The sequence below is a fragment of the Candidatus Poribacteria bacterium genome, from assembly GCA_021295755.1.
Taxonomy (GTDB): domain Bacteria; phylum Poribacteria; class WGA-4E; order WGA-4E; family PCPOR2b; genus PCPOR2b.
Genome location: JAGWBT010000001.1, coordinates 32793 through 49888 on the forward strand (window position 1 = coordinate 32793; position 17096 = coordinate 49888).

Annotated in this window: 14 protein-coding genes; 7 read left to right on the forward strand and 7 right to left on the reverse strand. The window is 49.3% G+C overall.

What is annotated here, in order from left to right; translation table 11 throughout:
- Positions 1 to 96 precede the first annotated feature (96 nt).
- Positions 97 to 1113: a mannonate dehydratase gene (locus J4G02_00115; GenBank protein MCE2392999.1), complete on the forward strand. Its 1017-nt coding sequence runs from the start codon at positions 97 to 99 to the stop codon at positions 1111 to 1113.
- Here J4G02_00115 and J4G02_00120 read toward each other — a convergent pair whose 3' ends face one another.
- Both J4G02_00120 and J4G02_00125 read right to left on the reverse strand, forming a co-directional pair.
- Positions 1114 to 1851 carry a phosphopantothenate/pantothenate synthetase gene (locus J4G02_00120; protein MCE2393000.1) on the reverse strand — a complete coding sequence of 246 codons (738 nt, stop codon included), beginning with the start codon at positions 1849 to 1851 and terminating at the stop codon, positions 1114 to 1116.
- Positions 1848 to 2687, reverse strand: a complete 840-nt coding sequence (locus tag J4G02_00125) for a sugar kinase (GenBank protein MCE2393001.1) — start codon at positions 2685 to 2687, stop codon at positions 1848 to 1850. The genes J4G02_00120 and J4G02_00125 overlap by 4 nt, the downstream gene beginning before the upstream one ends.
- Positions 2688 to 2868: 181 nt before the next feature.
- Between J4G02_00125 and J4G02_00130 the strand changes: the two genes are divergently transcribed.
- On the forward strand, positions 2869 to 3660 hold the full coding sequence (locus J4G02_00130; protein MCE2393002.1) for a sugar phosphate isomerase/epimerase: 792 nt from the start codon (positions 2869 to 2871) through the stop codon (positions 3658 to 3660).
- Between the two features lie 24 nt (positions 3661 to 3684).
- Here J4G02_00130 and J4G02_00135 read toward each other — a convergent pair whose 3' ends face one another.
- From J4G02_00135 to J4G02_00145, 3 genes are all read right to left on the reverse strand, one after another.
- Entirely contained in the window at positions 3685 to 4623 is a 939-nt protein-coding gene (locus J4G02_00135) for a hypothetical protein (protein ID MCE2393003.1), read from the reverse strand.
- Positions 4624 to 4707: 84 nt separating this feature from the next.
- Positions 4708 to 5814, reverse strand: a complete 1107-nt coding sequence (locus tag J4G02_00140) for a Gfo/Idh/MocA family oxidoreductase (protein ID MCE2393004.1) — start codon at positions 5812 to 5814, stop codon at positions 4708 to 4710.
- A 71-nt stretch (positions 5815 to 5885) separates the two neighbouring features.
- On the reverse strand, positions 5886 to 8117 hold the full coding sequence (locus J4G02_00145; GenBank protein MCE2393005.1) for an ABC transporter ATP-binding protein: 2232 nt from the start codon (positions 8115 to 8117) through the stop codon (positions 5886 to 5888).
- A 278-nt stretch (positions 8118 to 8395) separates the two neighbouring features.
- On the opposite strand from J4G02_00145, the gene ribD reads away from it, so the two are divergent.
- The gene (gene ribD / locus J4G02_00150) at positions 8396 to 9514 is read left to right on the forward strand and encodes a bifunctional diaminohydroxyphosphoribosylaminopyrimidine deaminase/5-amino-6-(5-phosphoribosylamino)uracil reductase RibD (GenBank protein ID MCE2393006.1); all 1119 of its coding nucleotides are present in this window, start codon (positions 8396 to 8398) and stop codon (positions 9512 to 9514) included.
- A gap of 24 nt (positions 9515 to 9538) precedes the next feature.
- On the forward strand, positions 9539 to 9964 hold the full coding sequence (locus tag J4G02_00155; protein ID MCE2393007.1) for an archease: 426 nt from the start codon (positions 9539 to 9541) through the stop codon (positions 9962 to 9964).
- Between the two features lie 91 nt (positions 9965 to 10055).
- Here the strand turns inward: J4G02_00155 and J4G02_00160 are convergent, their stop codons facing one another.
- On the reverse strand, positions 10056 to 11726 hold the full coding sequence (locus tag J4G02_00160) for a ribonuclease J (protein MCE2393008.1): 1671 nt from the start codon (positions 11724 to 11726) through the stop codon (positions 10056 to 10058).
- Between the two features lie 123 nt (positions 11727 to 11849).
- The gene (gene dusB, locus J4G02_00165) at positions 11850 to 12890 is read right to left on the reverse strand and encodes a tRNA dihydrouridine synthase DusB (GenBank protein MCE2393009.1); all 1041 of its coding nucleotides are present in this window, start codon (positions 12888 to 12890) and stop codon (positions 11850 to 11852) included.
- Between the two features lie 451 nt (positions 12891 to 13341).
- Between dusB and J4G02_00170 the strand changes: the two genes are divergently transcribed.
- From J4G02_00170 to J4G02_00180, 3 genes are all read left to right on the forward strand, one after another.
- Complete coding sequence (locus J4G02_00170; protein ID MCE2393010.1) at positions 13342 to 15258, forward strand: M6 family metalloprotease domain-containing protein; 1917 nt, start codon at positions 13342 to 13344, stop codon at positions 15256 to 15258.
- Positions 15259 to 15398: 140 nt separating this feature from the next.
- On the forward strand, positions 15399 to 16403 hold the full coding sequence (gene tsaD / locus J4G02_00175; GenBank protein MCE2393011.1) for a tRNA (adenosine(37)-N6)-threonylcarbamoyltransferase complex transferase subunit TsaD: 1005 nt from the start codon (positions 15399 to 15401) through the stop codon (positions 16401 to 16403).
- A 56-nt stretch (positions 16404 to 16459) separates the two neighbouring features.
- Positions 16460 to 17065, forward strand: coding sequence for a threonylcarbamoyl-AMP synthase (locus J4G02_00180; protein ID MCE2393012.1), 606 nt, complete (start codon positions 16460 to 16462; stop codon positions 17063 to 17065).
- The last annotated feature ends 31 nt before the right edge of the window (positions 17066 to 17096 follow it).

Below are 17096 nucleotides of genomic sequence, written 5' to 3' on the forward strand. Positions count from 1 at the left end.
AAAATTTCAATCTGTGTTGACGCTGTTTACGCGTTCTGCTAAAATAGCGCACCGACAGTTTTTCACTTTAGATTCCAACTATAGGAGAATGTAATCATGGCAAAACACCCAATGGACAATATCGAGCCGGGTATCAAAGTAACAGCACAGATGTCCCCAGAACCAACTGAGGAGGATCTACAATTCACCCAGCAGATGGGGGTCGAATATGTAGTACTCTGGACAGATGGGGAACACGCCAATTACGACTATTTCATGAGTCGCCGCGAGATTTTCGAGAACGCCGGATTAAAGATTTACGGTTTCGGCAATAGTGATGTCCATAATCAGGATGCAATTGTGTTGAACCTACCCAACCGCGATACGAAGATCGAGCAGTACAAGCGCTATATCCGCGATCTTGGTCGCGCCGGAATTCCATATACCACCTATGCTCACATGGGAAATGGGATCTGGAGCACGGAGCGTGAAACAACCCGTGGTGGTGCCAGCGCAAGGGGATTTGACCTCGATAAAGCGGAAGAAGGACACTGGCGAGACAAAAGTTATCGGATGCCGCTCTCACACGGACGCGAATATTCGGAACAGGAAATTTGGGACAACTACACCCATTTCATCAAGGAAGCCGCTCCTGTCGCGGAAGAAGCCGGAGTGATGATAGGCATCCATCCTGATGACCCACCCGTGCCAAAGCTAGCAGGCATCCCACGCTGTATCTTCAGCAGCTTTGAAGGCTACAAACGAGCGCTCGAAATCGCCGACAGTCCCAACGTTGGAATGTGTCTCTGTGTTGGCTGCTGGCTAGAGGGGGGCGAGTTGATGGGTAAGGATGTCCTAGAGTCCATGCGCTTCTTTGGTGAATGGGGCAAGGTCTTCAAGGTGCATTTCCGAAATGTAGACCAACCGCTGCCACACTTTGTCGAGACCTTTGTGGACAATGGATATCAGGACATGTACCAAGTGATGAAAGTGATGCGCGAAGTGAACTTCAAGGGCGTTGCGATTCCAGACCACATCCCATCTATGGTGGGAGATCGAAGTGGGACAGCATATACCATCGCCTACATGAACGCACTCGTCAAACGCGCGAATGAGGAGGTTACTGCCGCGTAGTCACCGTTCTCGGCGAATGCATTGGACTGCGGCTTGCAGGCTCTTGGCGTTGGTATATTGGGAGATGATTTTCTTTAATTCCGTTAGCGTGGCGTTTTGTAAGGTTTGAACCTCCTGAATTAGCAGCGGCAAAGCCCGCACCACATTGTCCACAATAGTCACACCAGCCGCCTGGGCAGTCCGCGACATTGGGTTGAGGTCAACCGTTATCACTGTTTTACCCATTTTCTGCAGTGCTTCACAGCGATCGCCATCCTCAAGTGGAACGAACACGACATCGGCACGAGAGATACCTTCTGGATGGACGAACTTCCGATTTGAATCAATAAACGAAAGTTGTGCCTCCGTTGTAGGCATCAATACATGAACCGCCCCATGCTTCTCGAGATGCTCTCGTATCGCAACCTCCCGTTCTTTTGAGGTGTGGAAAATGTTCACCTCCAACGGGGCTTTGAGGACATTAGAGAAGGCCACCAATTCACCTGGCACCAGTGCCGCAACATTACCGTTAACGGAGATTACGGGATGTTCGGCGTCCAGCAGGATGGCTGCCCCGGCGCGGATTGCATCCATAGCGAAGGGATGTGTTTTTTCTCCGATGAGGTAGTCAAACGCTTCGCCACGCCCATGTGCCATCAATCCGTGGATGGAGGTCACTCCACTCTCTACGCCGGCGACTATTGTATCCCTCAGCTTCAACGATGCATACCGGGGATGACTTTCAGGAACATCGCTCATAATAGCCTGCCTTTTTCACCACTAGAGAGTTGTGTTTCGGTCGCGCCTTCAAAAGGGTGAGTGCTAAACACTGCATTACCCAACATAATCATAGACGCAATCCCGCCCGCATCCTCGATTTCACGGATGGTTTCTTGCACGCGCGTATCCTCTAATAATCCACTATTGAGGGAGAATTGTTTGGACAATTGAATACAGGCGTTAAAGTCAACTGACTCCGCTTTCGTGAGTATCTCTAAAGCCTGCAATGTTTCATCTGCCGCTCTGTTGATACGCTCTCTCCGCTCGGCGCTTTCGAGGATGGTTTTCGTCTGGATAGAACTAAAATATCGGTAATAGACGGGTTGAGCTGGAATCGGCAGTCGCTCCGCAGCAAGGGGATAACCTCTCTTCAATTTAACGAGACAGCCACCGTGGTATTGGGCGCATACATCTCCTAACCCTGTTCGATTTTCCACTTCCGCCACATGGGCGGTCATCGCCAATTCTTCCTCAGATTTGCCTAATTCTAGTAAGGCGTTAAGTGCGTAGGTCGTAGCGAGCGAAGCTGCTCCACTTAGTCCAAAACCGCATCCGAGCGGTAAGGGCGAATCGATTTCTATCCGCATCGGCTGAGATGTCAGTTTCTGGACAACGGATACAACGGTAGGGAAACGAATCTCGCTGCCGTTAAACTGGACAGTGGTCTGGCTACTATGCTGGGCAACCGTTACAACAACGCCTTCTGTAATGGTAAACCCCATGCCGAGCGAGTGCATCTTGGTTGCTTCTAGGTGAGGAATGATCTTGAATACGCAAGAGAGGTTGCCGGGTGCGAATGCTTTCGCCTGTGTCATGTTTTCGCTGTTTTAACCTTGTTTCCATTAAGATTGGTTCAGTGGTTTTAGCATATTTGTCGCCGAATATTATACAGATTTGTCGGGTGGTGTCAACGGAAATCAGCGACGCCAGAAATAGGTGAACAGGCAAGTCAAAATCAGAATTTCAGCACAAACCTAATCAATTCAAGGAGAGCTTATGAGCGAAATAATTCTATCTTGTACGACCTGTGCGTTACGCAATCCACCGTTGGATGAAATTTCAGAAACGTTGAAGCACGCACCGAAAGCGGGGTATGCCTACTGGGGGTTGGCAGGACCAATTACTTGGACACCTGGGCTTATCCGGTGGTTGGATACAGAAGGGCTGCGCCTTCAGGCAGCTGAAGTAGGCCTGAAAGGATTGACGGAGGTTTATGCGTCAGCAATTTCGACCGATTCCGTCGACGCAGCAGAGAGTTCAATCGCAGACTTATTGCTCAACGTTCAAGCAGCCGTGAAACTACAGTGTCCACTGCTTGTGTTCTCAGGTGGGAGGCGGCAAACTGATGGTTTGAGAAACACAATCGCTGGGCTTGAGAAACTTGCTCAGTCAATCGCTGATGTCCCTGTGAGAGTGGCATTGGAGCCGCACGTGGAATCTCAATTTCAGAATGAAGCGGATTACGACGAAATCTTTGAACATATCACCACAGAGCAAATCGGCATCACAATTGATACAGGGCATTTTCATGTGGCAGGCGTGGACTGGAAAGCGCTTATCCGCAAGTATCCCGACCGAATCTACAACGTCCATGTGAAAGATCACCTCGGTTCTCAATCCGTCCCGATTGGAGACGGGGAAGTCGATATGCCGGGCTTAGTCCATGAACTTCGCGCCATCGACTACTGCGGACCACTTGCTGTAGAATTAGAGGTCGAAGATCCAGAAAATCTGCCACGATACGTCGCTGATGCTTACCAATACCTGTCAGGCTTGATTGGCGTCTGAGAAAGTATAGGTTGCGTGTTCGTTTCACTTTTCAATTTTCAGCCTGCCCCATATCGTAGTGATTTTTCGTCTCGGTTGGACGCTTTGAGGTGGTAATCCCGTATCATACGCTTCTACGGTTGAAAGCGCTCGCCGCAGCAATCCCTGCGAGCCTCCGATAGCATAAACCTTCCCGTCGATAGCGCTAGTAGCAAGGTTTCCTCTTGCGGTAGGCATATCCGGCGCCTTCGTCCAGGTATCTGTCACCGGATCATAGACTTCCACGTTCCCAAGTCCATCACGGCCGTTTTGTGTTCCTCCAACGGCAAGAATCTTACCGCTGACAGCAGCGGCTGAAAACCCCCAACGTGGCGTGGGCATGCCTTGCCGCGGTGCCCAAGTATTTGTCGCTGGGTCGTAGACTTCGACGGTGCCAAGGCTTTCTAGCCCATTTGGTGTTCCCCCAATGGCGTAAATTTTCCCACTGACCACAGCAGTTGACAGCCCCCACCTTGGCGTAGGCATATCCGCTCCTCGCGCCCATGTGTTCGTCGTTGGATCGTACACCTCGACGGTCGTCAGCGCAACTTTATCGCCCCCAATGGCATAGATTTTCCCGTTGACGGCGCTGCTAGACAGCCCCCATCGTGGGGTAGGCATATCTGCTTTTCGCGTCCAACTGTCCGTCGTAGAATCGTATGCTTCGACGACAGCAAACATCCCGCCAAGGTTTCCCCCGCCGATCGCATAAATGTGATTAGCCACCGAACTCGTTGAAAATCCCTCTCGCCGGGTAGGCATGTCAGTTTTCTTAATCCATCTGTCTGTCAGAGGATTATATTCTTCCGTCCTAGATAGAAGCGTGTTTCCGACTCTTCCTCCAATGGCATAAATCTTCTCTCCCACTGTACTGGTGGATAGTGCAAATCTGGCGGTCGGCATATCCGCTTTTTGGCTCCATTTTCCGTCCTTGGCAAGACTCAATGGAGGTATAATCCAGCAAATCGCAGTGAATATGAACACAGTTTTAAGCGCCAATCTACTAAGAATCAAAACTTGGTCCTTTTGCTATCTATGCCAGTCGTACTCAAGTCCGAGGGAGCGATCCCCTAGAGGCAGGTCAATCTGCTGGCCACCTTGAGCCGAAGATAATTTTATCGCAATCTCGACTTCTAGCGCGACAGCGACCCGTCTGCCCGAATTTTTTGGTTCGTCAAGCTCACCCGCCAAGCAGTCCATAACATCGGCTAGTCCGTTGATTGAACCACCGCCCACCTGCATCTTAGCACCGGGCCACGGCATTTCTATCTTGTACCGTCCAGTGGGGGTTTCTATCTCCTGAAACAGCGTCCAGTCGGAGTAGTGCTCTGGGTGGAAAAGTTCACCCGTTGTACCGGTGATACGTACCGCCGGAGCACCCTTCCTGAAATGCACAACAAGCCCTGTGTCGGTAACCATCATGCCCTGGCCACGAAATTCGTTACTGCCCGACTTACGTTTGGGCAGGTCCCCCAAACCGATGACCCAAGCGGGATTACTATCGACAAAATACGACCAGTTTTGGTGCTGGGACAGATTTTTATCCGATTCTGCCTCAATGGACAGCACCTCTCCAATCGCACCGTTTGTCACCAAATCCTTTGCCGTTCGAAACGAGGGATGGCTGGTCGAAATAGCCCCACAACAGAGAGGCACACCGGCATTGGCACATGCCTTAACCATCCGATCTGCCTCCTCAAGCGTGCAAGCCATCGGTTTCTCTGTCACAATGCCTTTTGCACCGCTCTCCACGGCGCAACAGGTCAGATCAGCTCGTCCCTTGGTATTAGTAGAAATCGCAACGATATCCGGTTTTTCCTGTCGCAACATCTCCTTCGCGTCGGCGTATAAGGCTTCCACACCGTAGCGTTCCCCGAATACTGCGAGCCGGTGGTGGTCGCGTTCAGCAGCAGCGACCAGTGTTATTTCCGGCCGATCCGACAGCGCCTCAGCGTAGCTAGTCGGCATCGACTTTCTGGATAAATGCCGATTGTGATAGTAAAATTTGCGGTGAATGTCTAATTCAGGCGTTGGACGGTCGATATCGTCAACGTGCCATACTCCTATACGTTCTGCCAAATCGTAGAGCATGCCCATCCACCCAAGTCCTATGACTGCGCCTCGATATTTCGCCACTTCTGTCTCCTTGTTTTAACCACCATTTTGACGTGGATTTAGAGATCCAGTCCCACAATCTTCTGGGACGGTTACGCCTTGACTGCAATAATCTCTGAAGTCTGCTGCTGCAGCTGCACCAATTCGTAAAAAATTCCCCTCTTCTCCATCAGCTCATTATGTGTTCCCACCTCAACAATGCGACCTCCTTCAAGTATGACCAGCCGATCCGCATTCCGCAGCGTGGATAGGCGATGGGCGATGGCGAAGGTGGTGCGTCCTTCAGTCAGTCGGGCGATGGCGTCCTGAATGTGCTGCTCCGTCTCGACATCCACGGACGAAGTTGCTTCATCAAGGATCAGAATTTTGGGGTCGTGGAGAATCGCGCGAGCGATAGCAAGACGCTGTTTCTCTCCACCCGATAGCTCGCCGCCACGTTCCCCGACTTGGCTGTCATAGCCATCGGACTTGGCAACGATGAAGCTGTGAGCATTCGCTGCGATAGCCGCGTCCATAATCTCTTCAAAGCTAGCGCCGGGTTTGCCATAGCTAATATTCTCTGCAACAGTACCGCTGAACAAGAATGGTTCCTGCGGCACGATGCCGATTTGACTCCGCAAATCCTCAAGGCGGATCTTCTGGATTGGCACACCATCAACCTCAATTATGCCTTGATCTACATCGTAGAACCGACAGATCAGGTTTACAGTAGTCGTCTTGCCGACCCCCGATCTACCCACAAGCCCGACCATCTCACCGGGTACAACATCAAGGTTAATCTCATGGAGTACAGGTTTACTCTTATCGTAACCAAACGTGACATCTGTGAACCTAACATGACCCTTGATGTTGGATATTGAGCGTGCAGTGGGGTCTTTGTATGCTTCAGCTGGTGTGTCGATGACCTCAAAAATGCGTTCTGCACCCGCAAATGCGCGTGTCATCCAACTGTTTACTTCTCCAAACCACTCTATCGAATCATAGAGCATCCACATGTAGGCATAGAACGTCAACAGTGTCCCTAATGTCAGTGTATCTCTGATTACCTCGCGTCCGCCGAGAAGCCACACAATCAGTATCCCAAAACTAGTCAAGAGGGTTGTCGTGGCGAAGAAAATCTCCCAGTTAATCTCCGTCCGAATGGCGAGTTGCCGGATTTTCTTATTTCTCACTCCAAATGAGACTATTTCTTTTGCCTCCTGGGCGAAGGCCTTTACCACACGGATACCGGATAATACTTCACTCACCGTTGTCATAAGATCTGACCAAGCCTGATCCCATTTGTTGAAGTAAAGCCGCATCCGTTTCCAGAACATAACGCCCCAGCCCATCATAAACGGGATAGGTATTAAGACAAGCAGCGCCAACAGCCAATGCATCCAAAACAAGACACCTAATATGCCGACAACCGTCAATGCGCTTATGATCAAGTAGGGTAGTCCCTCCACCAGAAATTCCTGCAACCTGCCTGCGTCTCTCGTCACGCGGGACATCACCGCGCCAACCTGCCGCCGGTCGTAGAATTGAAGCGAAAGCAATTCAAGTTGCTGATAAAGCCGGTTTCGGATATCAGCGGTGATACGCGCCCCCAACCAACTGACCGTCCAACCGTGTGCCCATTGCAGTCCCCAGTTTACCACGCGTATACCAACCAAACCGAGGACTAATAAACCGAGTAGGGTTAGCCGTTCAGACATAGTATTGGTGTTGCCCTCTTTTGGCACTAGGACACTATCTACTATTTCTCGAGTCAGCATTGGGGGAACCACGGTTGTACCCATCTCCATCAGGGAAACAATTGCTAGCAGGATAGCATGCCCTCTGTAAGGCTTTAGATAACTAGCAATCCGCTGCAACGTGGCAAGCCGCCGGATACAGTTAGGACAGATTCCGTTCTTTTCAGGGAGAAGCCTACCACACTCTCCGCATCGTGTGCGCTCAAGTTGTGGGTTGATTAAGAATGGTTCTTCCTTACGAAGCTGCTCAAGTCCTCGGGCGACCTCAGAAAACTTTTCCGCGAGAGAACTAGAATAAGGAACTATGATGGTTGGTTTACCCTTCCGTTCAATACTGAGGTGCCCTCCACCAACTAAGGCTTCGGTTTGCACAAGAATCAACTCTTGAATCGGCACCTCGATGACGCCGTCAACCCTCGCCGTTGGGACAATCAGGAGACGTTTATCCGTAACAACCACCCACTGTTCCCCAAACCTTCCTTCCTGATTCAGGTCAGTGGATACACGGATAAGCTCCTCCTCTCCCGTGGGGAGTAGCTCTCGCGTTTTTGTTCTAATCGAATGTGGCATTGATTCAAGTAATTTCATTTTTTAACGCTACAGCAATCGTAGTTTTGGATAGATAACACAACCTTACTTAATCCGCGACTACCAGATTTCTTCAACCAAAACGAATGAGTGCTTTCGTGGATTGACCGGCGGCCCCTCCTTAAATTATACCATTTCCGAGTCCCGTTATGTGCGATAAATTTGGCTGATGCTTGTTCGTTCCTTTTGCTTTGTAAAATGGGTCGTGATATAATGTATGAATTAATGAACCCCGGTGGCGATCCTACGGTACCAGCCGAAGATTGGTAGAGACCTCCATGCCTAACCACAGCCAATGGTCAACAACAGATCGAAAATTTATGGAACACGCCTTAGCGTTAGCATCGAAGGCAAGTGGACGCACCAGTCCGAATCCGCTGGTCGGTGCAGTGATTGTCAGGGATGGTCAAATCGTTGGCGAAGGTTATCACCAAAGAGCAGGAGATGCTCACGCAGAGATTCATGCACTGAACCAAGCCCAAAACCTTGCGGAGGGCGCGACGATGTACGTGACGCTTGAGCCGTGTTGTCATTGGGGACGGACGCCGCCCTGCACCGAGTCGCTCATTCGGGCGAAGCTAGCCAATGTGTGCGTTTCGATGAAAGATCCGAACCCACAGGTTGCTGGCAAGGGATTACGTCAACTTGAGGAAGCGGGAATACGTGTTCGGGTGGGCATCTGTGAGGAGGAATCACAGCAACTTAATGAAGTCTTCATCAAGTACATCACGACCCAGTGCCCCTTTGTTATTCTCAAATCCGCAATCAGCCTAGACGGAAAGATTGCCACCGCTTCAGCCGAATCGCAGTGGATTACCTCAGAAGCATCGCGTTCAAAAGGGCATGAGGTTCGTGCAGAGGTTGACGCGATTCTCGTCGGTGTTGGGACCGTGCTGCAGGATAACCCATCGCTGACCACGCGCCTACCCGACAGAACGAACGCGGACCCTATCCGTGTTATTGTTGACTCACGTGGTCGCACGCCGCCGGGAGCAAAAGTGTTTAATCCAAATAGTAATGCGGGCACACTAATCGCCGTCACAAAAAACGCACCCCAAGAAAAAATTGAAGCCTTGAAATCCGCAGGTGCCGATGTTCTCATCATCGAAGAGCAGGAAGGACGAGTCTGTTTGAGGGCATTGATGCGAGAACTTGGTCGAAAGCAAATCACAAGTGTGCTGATTGAAGGTGGGGGAGAAGTCAATGCCGCTGCCCTACAAGCAGGAGTCGTTGATAAACTGATGTTCTTTGTTGCGCCAAAACTCATAGGTGGTAACGATGCACCGGGTCCCATTGGGGGTGCAGGCATCGCTCGTTTGGCAGAGGCTTTTGAACTCCGTAGCGTCAAAACCTCCCACATCGGGGCAGATCTTCTGATTGAAGGATATTTGTCGTAGTGTTTCTGCAAGGGAAAAGAGTTAATGGAAAGATACGAATATCTAGAGCATACCGGCGATATCGGGATCCGCGCTTATGGAGGCACACTGGAGGAACTATTCATCAACGCAGCGCAAGGACTACTTGAATCTATCGCAGATCTTAGCACGGTCGGAACAACAAAACAGACGCAGATTGAGGTATTCGCAGAATCCCTTGAAGAACTGATGGTAGCGTGGCTAGATGAGTTAAATTTTCGGCATGAGGTCGAAGAGATTTTCTTTCGGCAGGTTGAGATTCGGCAAATTTCCGAAGCCCCGTACAGGTTGGTGGCAGTTGCCTATGGCGAACCCGTGGATTTTGCGAAGCACGTCGTCTATACAGAGATCAAGAGTATTACCTATCATCAGCTAATCGTCGAGCAACTCCCGGATGATCGGTGGATGGCTCAAGTCATTTTCGATCTGTAGTAGTTCGCCTATTTCTCGTCGCAAATTTAGCGGTTGAAAAAGCTTTGTCGCCAATCTTGATCTCATCTATCATACACCTGAACGGACGCTATCAAACCCGCATCACCACAGGAAGGACCATCGGACGGCGATCTGTTTTCTTCCTGAAGAAACGCCGCAGTACCACCCGAATTTCTTCCTGTACTGTTTCTGTTTCGCTCTTACTCCCCGGACTTAAGTGGTTGATTGCGTGGATGACAATCTCTTTGGCTTCGTTCATTAAATCCTCGGATTCATCCATGTGGACAAACCCTCTCGAAACCATGTCCGGCCCCGCGGTAACGTCGCCACTGTTACTGTTGAGAACCACGATCGGAATGACCATGCCATCTTGAGCCAGTTGCTGACGGTCATGCACCACGATGTTTTCAACACCCATATCAATCTTCCCATCCACAAGAACTCGCCCTGCCGGCACCTTCCCCTGCACACCACAGAACTCTGGGGTCAAAGAGATTAAGTCACCATCTTCGGCAACGGTAATATTGGCTGAAGTAATTCCAACGTCCTCTGCAAGTTCTGCGTGTTGCACCAAATTGCTGTATTCACCGTGTGCTGGAATAAAAAACTTAGGACGAACAAGGTTCATCATCAATTTAAGATCTTCCTGGGCACCGTGTCCTGAAACGTGAATATTGGCATTTCTTTCGTGTAGGACATGCGCGCCCCGACGCAGCAGGTGATTAATCATGTGACGGACAGATAGCTCGTTGCCTGGGATAATTCTCGCAGAAATCAGAACGGTATCCCCCGGCTCAATATGTAAAAACGCGTGGTCATCCTTTGCAATGAGTGCCATTCCGGATCTCGGCTCCCCCTGACTACCGGTGCTGAGCACAACAACCTCATGGGGCGCAAAACGATTGGCTTCACGTGCATCAATCAGGATATTGTGCGGGACATCTAAATATCCCAACTCTGAAGCTGTCCGGATGTTGTTAATCATCGAACGTCCGGAGACCGCTATTAAACGCCGATGTTCAACCGCGAGGTCTATGAACTGTTGGACGCGATGTAGGCTCGACGAAAAGGTGGCAAGGAAAAGCCCGCCTACTGTTCGTTGAAAAACCCCACTCAAGTCGGCATAGATTGAACGTTCGGACGGTGTGAAGCCCGGTCGGTCTGCGTTGGTACTGTCAGAGATGAGCAGTAGAACACCCTTCTCGCCGAGTGCGGCGAGTTTGTGGACTTCGGTCAGGCGATTATCACCGGGGGTTTGATCGAACTTGAAATCACTGGCATGGACGATGATTCCGACGGGGGTATGAATGGCGACTGCAACAGTATCAGGGATGCTGTGTGCGACGTGAATAAACTCAAGGTTGAAACAGCCCAGCTGCACCGTATCATCAGAATCTATCACGTTCAACTGCGCCATTCCCAAGGCGCCATATTCGCGTAGCCTCCCTTTGGCTAGAGCAAGCGTTAATTCAGTACCATAAATGGGTACATTAATCTGGCGGAGAAAAAAGGCAAGTCCGCCTACATGGTCTTCATGTGCATGGGTGATGATAATACCCTTGATCTTATCTCGGTTCTCACGCAGATATGTGAGATCTGGAAAAACCAGATCTACGCCGGGCATATCGGCTTCCGGAAACATTAGGCCCGCATCCACGACGACGATATCGTCGTCATACTGGTACACCATCATGTTTAAGCCGAACTCCCCTAAACCACCGATGGGAACAATCGACACACCTGCGTCTTGGTTGTCAGACATTATATAATTAGATACCTCCAGATCAATTCTTCAGCAATTCTCGTTCATAATGGCAACTTAGGTGCCTTCGTTATGAATAACTTTGATAACGACGATAATGTTTACCTATAGCGGAAAATTGTATTAGAAAGCTGCCCTCGTGAATTCTTGATGCCTTTGTCCAGCGGGACCGAAGGTAAACATCATAGATTCAACGTGCCTTTGTACATCATTTATGACTTCGACAATTTCTTCATAATTCTTAAGAGTTACTAATTTCTCTCGATATGCTTTGACATTTGGTATACCCTTCAGATAGTTCTTATAATGCTTTCTCATCTCTAAAATGCCATGCCGCGCTCCCTTCCATTTAATCGAGAGTTCTAGATGCTGTCTTAAGACACCCAATCGCTCTTTGATAGAAGGTGGATCAAGCAGTTGTCCGGTAGAAAAATAGTGTTTAATCTCTCTGAAAATCCATGGATAACCGATAGCTGCTCGTCCAACCATGATCCCATCAACACCATAGGCTTGACGCATCTTATGTGCCTTCTGCGGAGAATCTACATCCCCATTCCCAAAAACGGGAATCGTCATACGTGGGTTGTCTTTGATTTCTCCGATTAGTGTCCAGTCCGCACTGCCTTTATACATCTGTACGCGGGTTCGCCCATGAATCGTAATCGCTTGGATCCCCACATCTTGTAATCTTTCCGCGACCTCAACGATGTATTGTGTCTTTTCATCCCAACCGAGCCGAGTTTTTACAGTGACAGGCAGCGTCGTCGATTTGACTATTTCGCTGGTCATCCTAACCATTTTCGGAACATCCCGCAGTATCCCTGCACCTGCGCCTTTGCAGGTAATTTTCTTGACAGGGCAGCCGTAATTGATGTCGATTAAATCTGGATTCACATGTTCAGTAATCCCAACCGCTGCTTTCATTGACTCAACATCACTTCCGAAAATCTGAATGCCTATCGGACGTTCCGATTGAAAGATATCCAGTTTCATGACGCTTTGCCGAGCGTTTCGGATTAGTCCCTCGGAAGAGATAAATTCCGTGTACATCAGATCCACGCCACTCACCTTGCATACTGCACGAAAGGGCGGATCGCTTACATCTTCCATCGGGGCTAATAACAGCGGAAATTTTCCTAACGCTATATCGCCAATTTTCACCATAACCTGAATCAGCTCCAGTTCATATTAGCCTTACATGGTGGGATTATGCAGGCCTACAAGATCGTCGAAAAGGAATATGAAATTATAAGGACTTATGAGGCGATTTGTCAAACAGGAAATGAGACACGAGAAAATTTACGGGCAAACCGAATGATGCGGATGTTAAACTATAAAAGATTTACGATGATAAGCTTGAAAAAGTTATGCGTGGCATTTAGCCATTCAAGAAAGGAAGCATTGATTGGAAAATAGAGTCGCATATTTCATATTTTGTTTATTAGGTATCATATCTCTGTTTATTCTAATTCCTCCATGTACAGCTGCACCACCCAACCCCTATCTCTTCTACAGTTACAATCCTGCTACACACGATTGGATACCTAGGGCACCCACAAGTGAGGATCAATTCCGCAATGCGTTACAGGGCTGCTGTTTTGTTCGTGAACAAAGCGTGCTGCAAGAAGATGGCATCGAGTTTGTGCTGGCGATAAAAATCGACTTCTCAGATCAACCCGGTCAACGCCCGGGTGCAGCGTTCAATCAGTACCTCTTTGCGGACGAAGGCGTTTCGCTGCATACTTACTACAGAGAAGTTTCTTACGGACAGATGGACATACAGCCAGGGCCGATGGGAGGAGTTGTTCCGAAAGGCAATCAATGGATCCGCGCACAGAAGGCGATGAGTTATTATGGCGAAGGTCAGATCAACGTCAGACGCTCTCAAGAATTAGTTCGTGAAGCGTGTGCAGCGGTAGATGAAATGGTGGATTTTTCTGCCTATGACCGTGACGGAGACGGTATAGTTGACCACGTTTTTGTTATCCACTCAGGAGATGATCAAGCCTCCACCACCGAGATGAATGATATCTGGTCAATTTTGGTGCAGAATGTGAATAGAGAGTTTGATGGCGTATGGGTAAGCACGGCGGTTCTAGTCGGTGAGGAACCTAGTTTCGATAAGCCCCATCTGGGTATTTACTTCCACGAGTTTTTCCACGATTTTGGCGCCCCCGATGTGTATGGTGGTAATTTTACCGGTCCCCGTGACCATAAGTGGGGACTGATGGGGCAGTTTGGCCCCTATCAGGGCGAAATTATTGATGGGATTGGAAATGGATTACAACCGAGCCATATCAGCGGTTACCTAAAATGGGACTTCGATGCGCGTCCGGAAAACGGACGCGTCGGTTGGATTCAACCTGTAGAGATCAAGGAGAATGTGACTAACCTGTCCATACCTAGTTTTGAGTTGCCGCCACACGACAACAAACTCTTCAAAGTCGATATTCCCGACAAAATTAGCGAATTTGGCGATAGTACAGAATTCTTCCTCATTGAGAACCGGCACCGGAAATCGGGAGCGTTGTTCGACACCCGTTTGCCCGAATCCGGAATTCTCATCTGGCATATTGATGAAACCGACGTACGTCCTTCCGGAGTGGTTGACGCTGCAAGTCAGATTTGGCTTGAAGACCCGAACGATCCGAGGCATTTTGGTATCCCTCCCGGCGATCCGGATACCATAGATCTTCGCACGGTTACCGATGGTGCGGCGTATTCCGCTGACGACAACGAAACATCTTTTACCCCGGCAACCAGTCCTAACAGCAATGCCAATGACGGAACAATCTCGAAAATTTCTATCACGAATATCGGTTTCGAGGGACAGGAAATAGCGATCTCTGTTGCGTTTGGAGATACCTATGAGCCAAATGATGCTTTGACCGAGGCTTTTCCCATTGAATTCGACCAGACCTACGAGTCCTTTATCGCCGATGAAAATGATGTGAGAGATCTCTATCAATTTAATGCGATACCGGGACAGGCAATCGTAGCTACCCTGATTGTTAATTCTGAGACGGTGGATTATCAATTCTCTATACTTGATAAAAGTGGTCGGTACATCGCTACCGCAGAGCGGGCTGAAACAACAGAACTACAGGTTATTTTTCAGCCAGAGCAAACTGATACATATCTCATTTCAGTTGAATCCCTATCTGGCTTCAGCGAAGTAGATTCATATCTCTTGACCGTCAATGCGGTTGAAACGCGATCTGGGCAGCTAAAATTGGCAAGAGTTCGCGCCTTTCCGAATCCGATGCGCCTAGAGCACAACGAAATAATCTTCTCCTACACAATCCCTGGCTTCCAACTAGCCGAGGAGGCAGAACTAGAAATCTTCAATGTCGCTGGCGATCTAGTTCACACACAGGTCCGACAGGCGGTGATTGGATCACATCAATTCCGTTGGAATGGCAAAAATGCGGATAATGAGACACTCGCCACAGGGATTTATATCTTTGTTATCTCCGCAAGCCAGGGTGATGATATAGTACAGCAAATTGGTACAATTGGTTTAGCGAGGTAAAGGTTTACTCCTAGACCACTTTGAGCTGAAGTGATGTGAATGTGCTGATTTTGCTTGGAAAACTTGCCGGTTATATGATAACCTTGAACAAACACTATAAGAGATTTCCACAGATATGTAGGCAACCATAAGGAATTCAGATGGATATTCTTGGAATTGAGACTTCGTGTGATGAAACCGCTGCTGCAGTTGTCACTGACGGTAGAGAAATCCGATCTAATATCGTCGCTTCACAGATAGAACTCCACGCAAAATATGGTGGGATCGTACCTGAGATTGCCTCTCGCAAACATGTCGAAGTGATAAACTATATTGTCGATCAATCAATGGCGGAAGCCGGCTTGCGGTTCGATGAACTTGACGCAATCGCTGTGACAAACCGTCCCGGCTTGATTGGCGCACTTCTCGTCGGGGTTGCTGCTGCAAAGTCGCTCGCATACTGCCATAACCTACCACTTCTGGGGGTTAACCACATTGAGGGACATATCTACGCAAACTTTATGGAGCATGAAGTGCTGCCTTTTCCGCACGTCTGTCTCACTGTTTCAGGTGGGCATACCCTTTTGGTCGAGGTACGAGAGGGTTGGAAATATGAAATTCTCGGCACAACCCAAGATGACGCAGCTGGCGAAGCATACGATAAGGTTGCCCAATATCTTGGACTCGGTTTCCCAGGCGGCAAGATAATTGATGATTTGGCGAAAGAGGGTGACAGCAACGCAATCCAGTTTCCGCGTCCGATGCTTGACCGTGATAACTACCAATTTAGTTTTAGTGGAATCAAAACTGCTGTCCGATTTTTTGTCGAAAAGGCGACCGCAGCCGGTACTCTGCCACCGATTGCGGACATCGCGGCGAGCTTTCAGGCAGCGGTTGTGGAGGTGCTTGTGGGAAAAACTATCCGGGCGGCGAAAGCAAAGAACCTTAAGGCAATTACTTTAACAGGAGGCGTCGCAGCGAACCGCCAGCTGCGCGAATCAATGCGTGAGGCGGGGACGGAAATCGGTGCCGAAGTTTACTATCCCCGCATTCAACTCTGCACCGACAACGGTGCGATGATCGCCGGAGTGGCCCATCACAAATATCAGGATGGATTGAGAGACGCCCTCGACTTGAACGCATTTGCATCTGCAGCTATTGTATAAAACGTAAGATTTAATCTCCGCAATCTCAACTTCTAGTGCCCGAACCTCCAAGAATTATGAACCAATCCGATGATCTTCACATCAACCAAGCCATCGCGACTTTGAATGGCGGTGGTGTAGTCGCGTTTCCAACCGATACGGTATACGGCGTCGGTGTAGATCCTTTTCAACCGGAAGCCGTGCGAAAGCTATATAAGATCAAAGGCAGACCCATCGACAAGCCGATTCCAATCTTGGTTGGATCCACCGACGATGTTGAACGCGTCGCTCAAAATCTGCCATCAACCTTTTCTCAACTTGCGGAACGATTCTGGCCCGGAGGATTGACGCTGATTGTCGAAGCAAAGGCGCTGCCGCCCGAAGTTACGGCAGGCGGGGATACAGTTGGTATCCGCATGCCAGACCACCCGCTAGCACTTGCACTTCTTCAGCGTTTTGGCGGTGCGATTGCAACAACTAGCGCAAACAAATCCGACGAACCACCAGCGACTTCAGCCGAGGAAGTCCAATCCGAACTTGGCGCACTAGTCGGCATTATCCTTGATGGTGGACAAACAGCGACGAGAATAGCCTCGACTGTTCTGGATCTTTCCGTGTCTCCGCCGCAAATACGAAGGCAGGGCGGCATCTCGATAGGTCAACTTTCCCCTTTTATAAGCTAGCTTTAATCAACTAAATCTATTTCTATTATAT

Coding starts and splice junctions, on each gene's coding strand:
- J4G02_00115 (MCE2392999.1), top strand. CDS start 97: ATGGCAAAACACCCAATGGACAATATCGAGCCGGGTATCAAAGTAACA.
- J4G02_00120 (MCE2393000.1), bottom strand. CDS start 1,851: ATGAGCGATGTTCCTGAAAGTCATCCCCGGTATGCATCGTTGAAGCTG.
- J4G02_00125 (MCE2393001.1), bottom strand. CDS start 2,687: ATGACACAGGCGAAAGCATTCGCACCCGGCAACCTCTCTTGCGTATTC.
- J4G02_00130 (MCE2393002.1), top strand. CDS start 2,869: ATGAGCGAAATAATTCTATCTTGTACGACCTGTGCGTTACGCAATCCA.
- J4G02_00145 (MCE2393005.1), bottom strand. CDS start 8,117: ATGAAATTACTTGAATCAATGCCACATTCGATTAGAACAAAAACGCGA.
- ribD (MCE2393006.1), top strand. CDS start 8,396: ATGCCTAACCACAGCCAATGGTCAACAACAGATCGAAAATTTATGGAA.
- J4G02_00155 (MCE2393007.1), top strand. CDS start 9,539: ATGGAAAGATACGAATATCTAGAGCATACCGGCGATATCGGGATCCGC.
- J4G02_00160 (MCE2393008.1), bottom strand. CDS start 11,726: ATGTCTGACAACCAAGACGCAGGTGTGTCGATTGTTCCCATCGGTGGT.
- dusB (MCE2393009.1), bottom strand. CDS start 12,890: ATGGTGAAAATTGGCGATATAGCGTTAGGAAAATTTCCGCTGTTATTA.
- tsaD (MCE2393011.1), top strand. CDS start 15,399: ATGGATATTCTTGGAATTGAGACTTCGTGTGATGAAACCGCTGCTGCA.
- J4G02_00180 (MCE2393012.1), top strand. CDS start 16,460: ATGAACCAATCCGATGATCTTCACATCAACCAAGCCATCGCGACTTTG.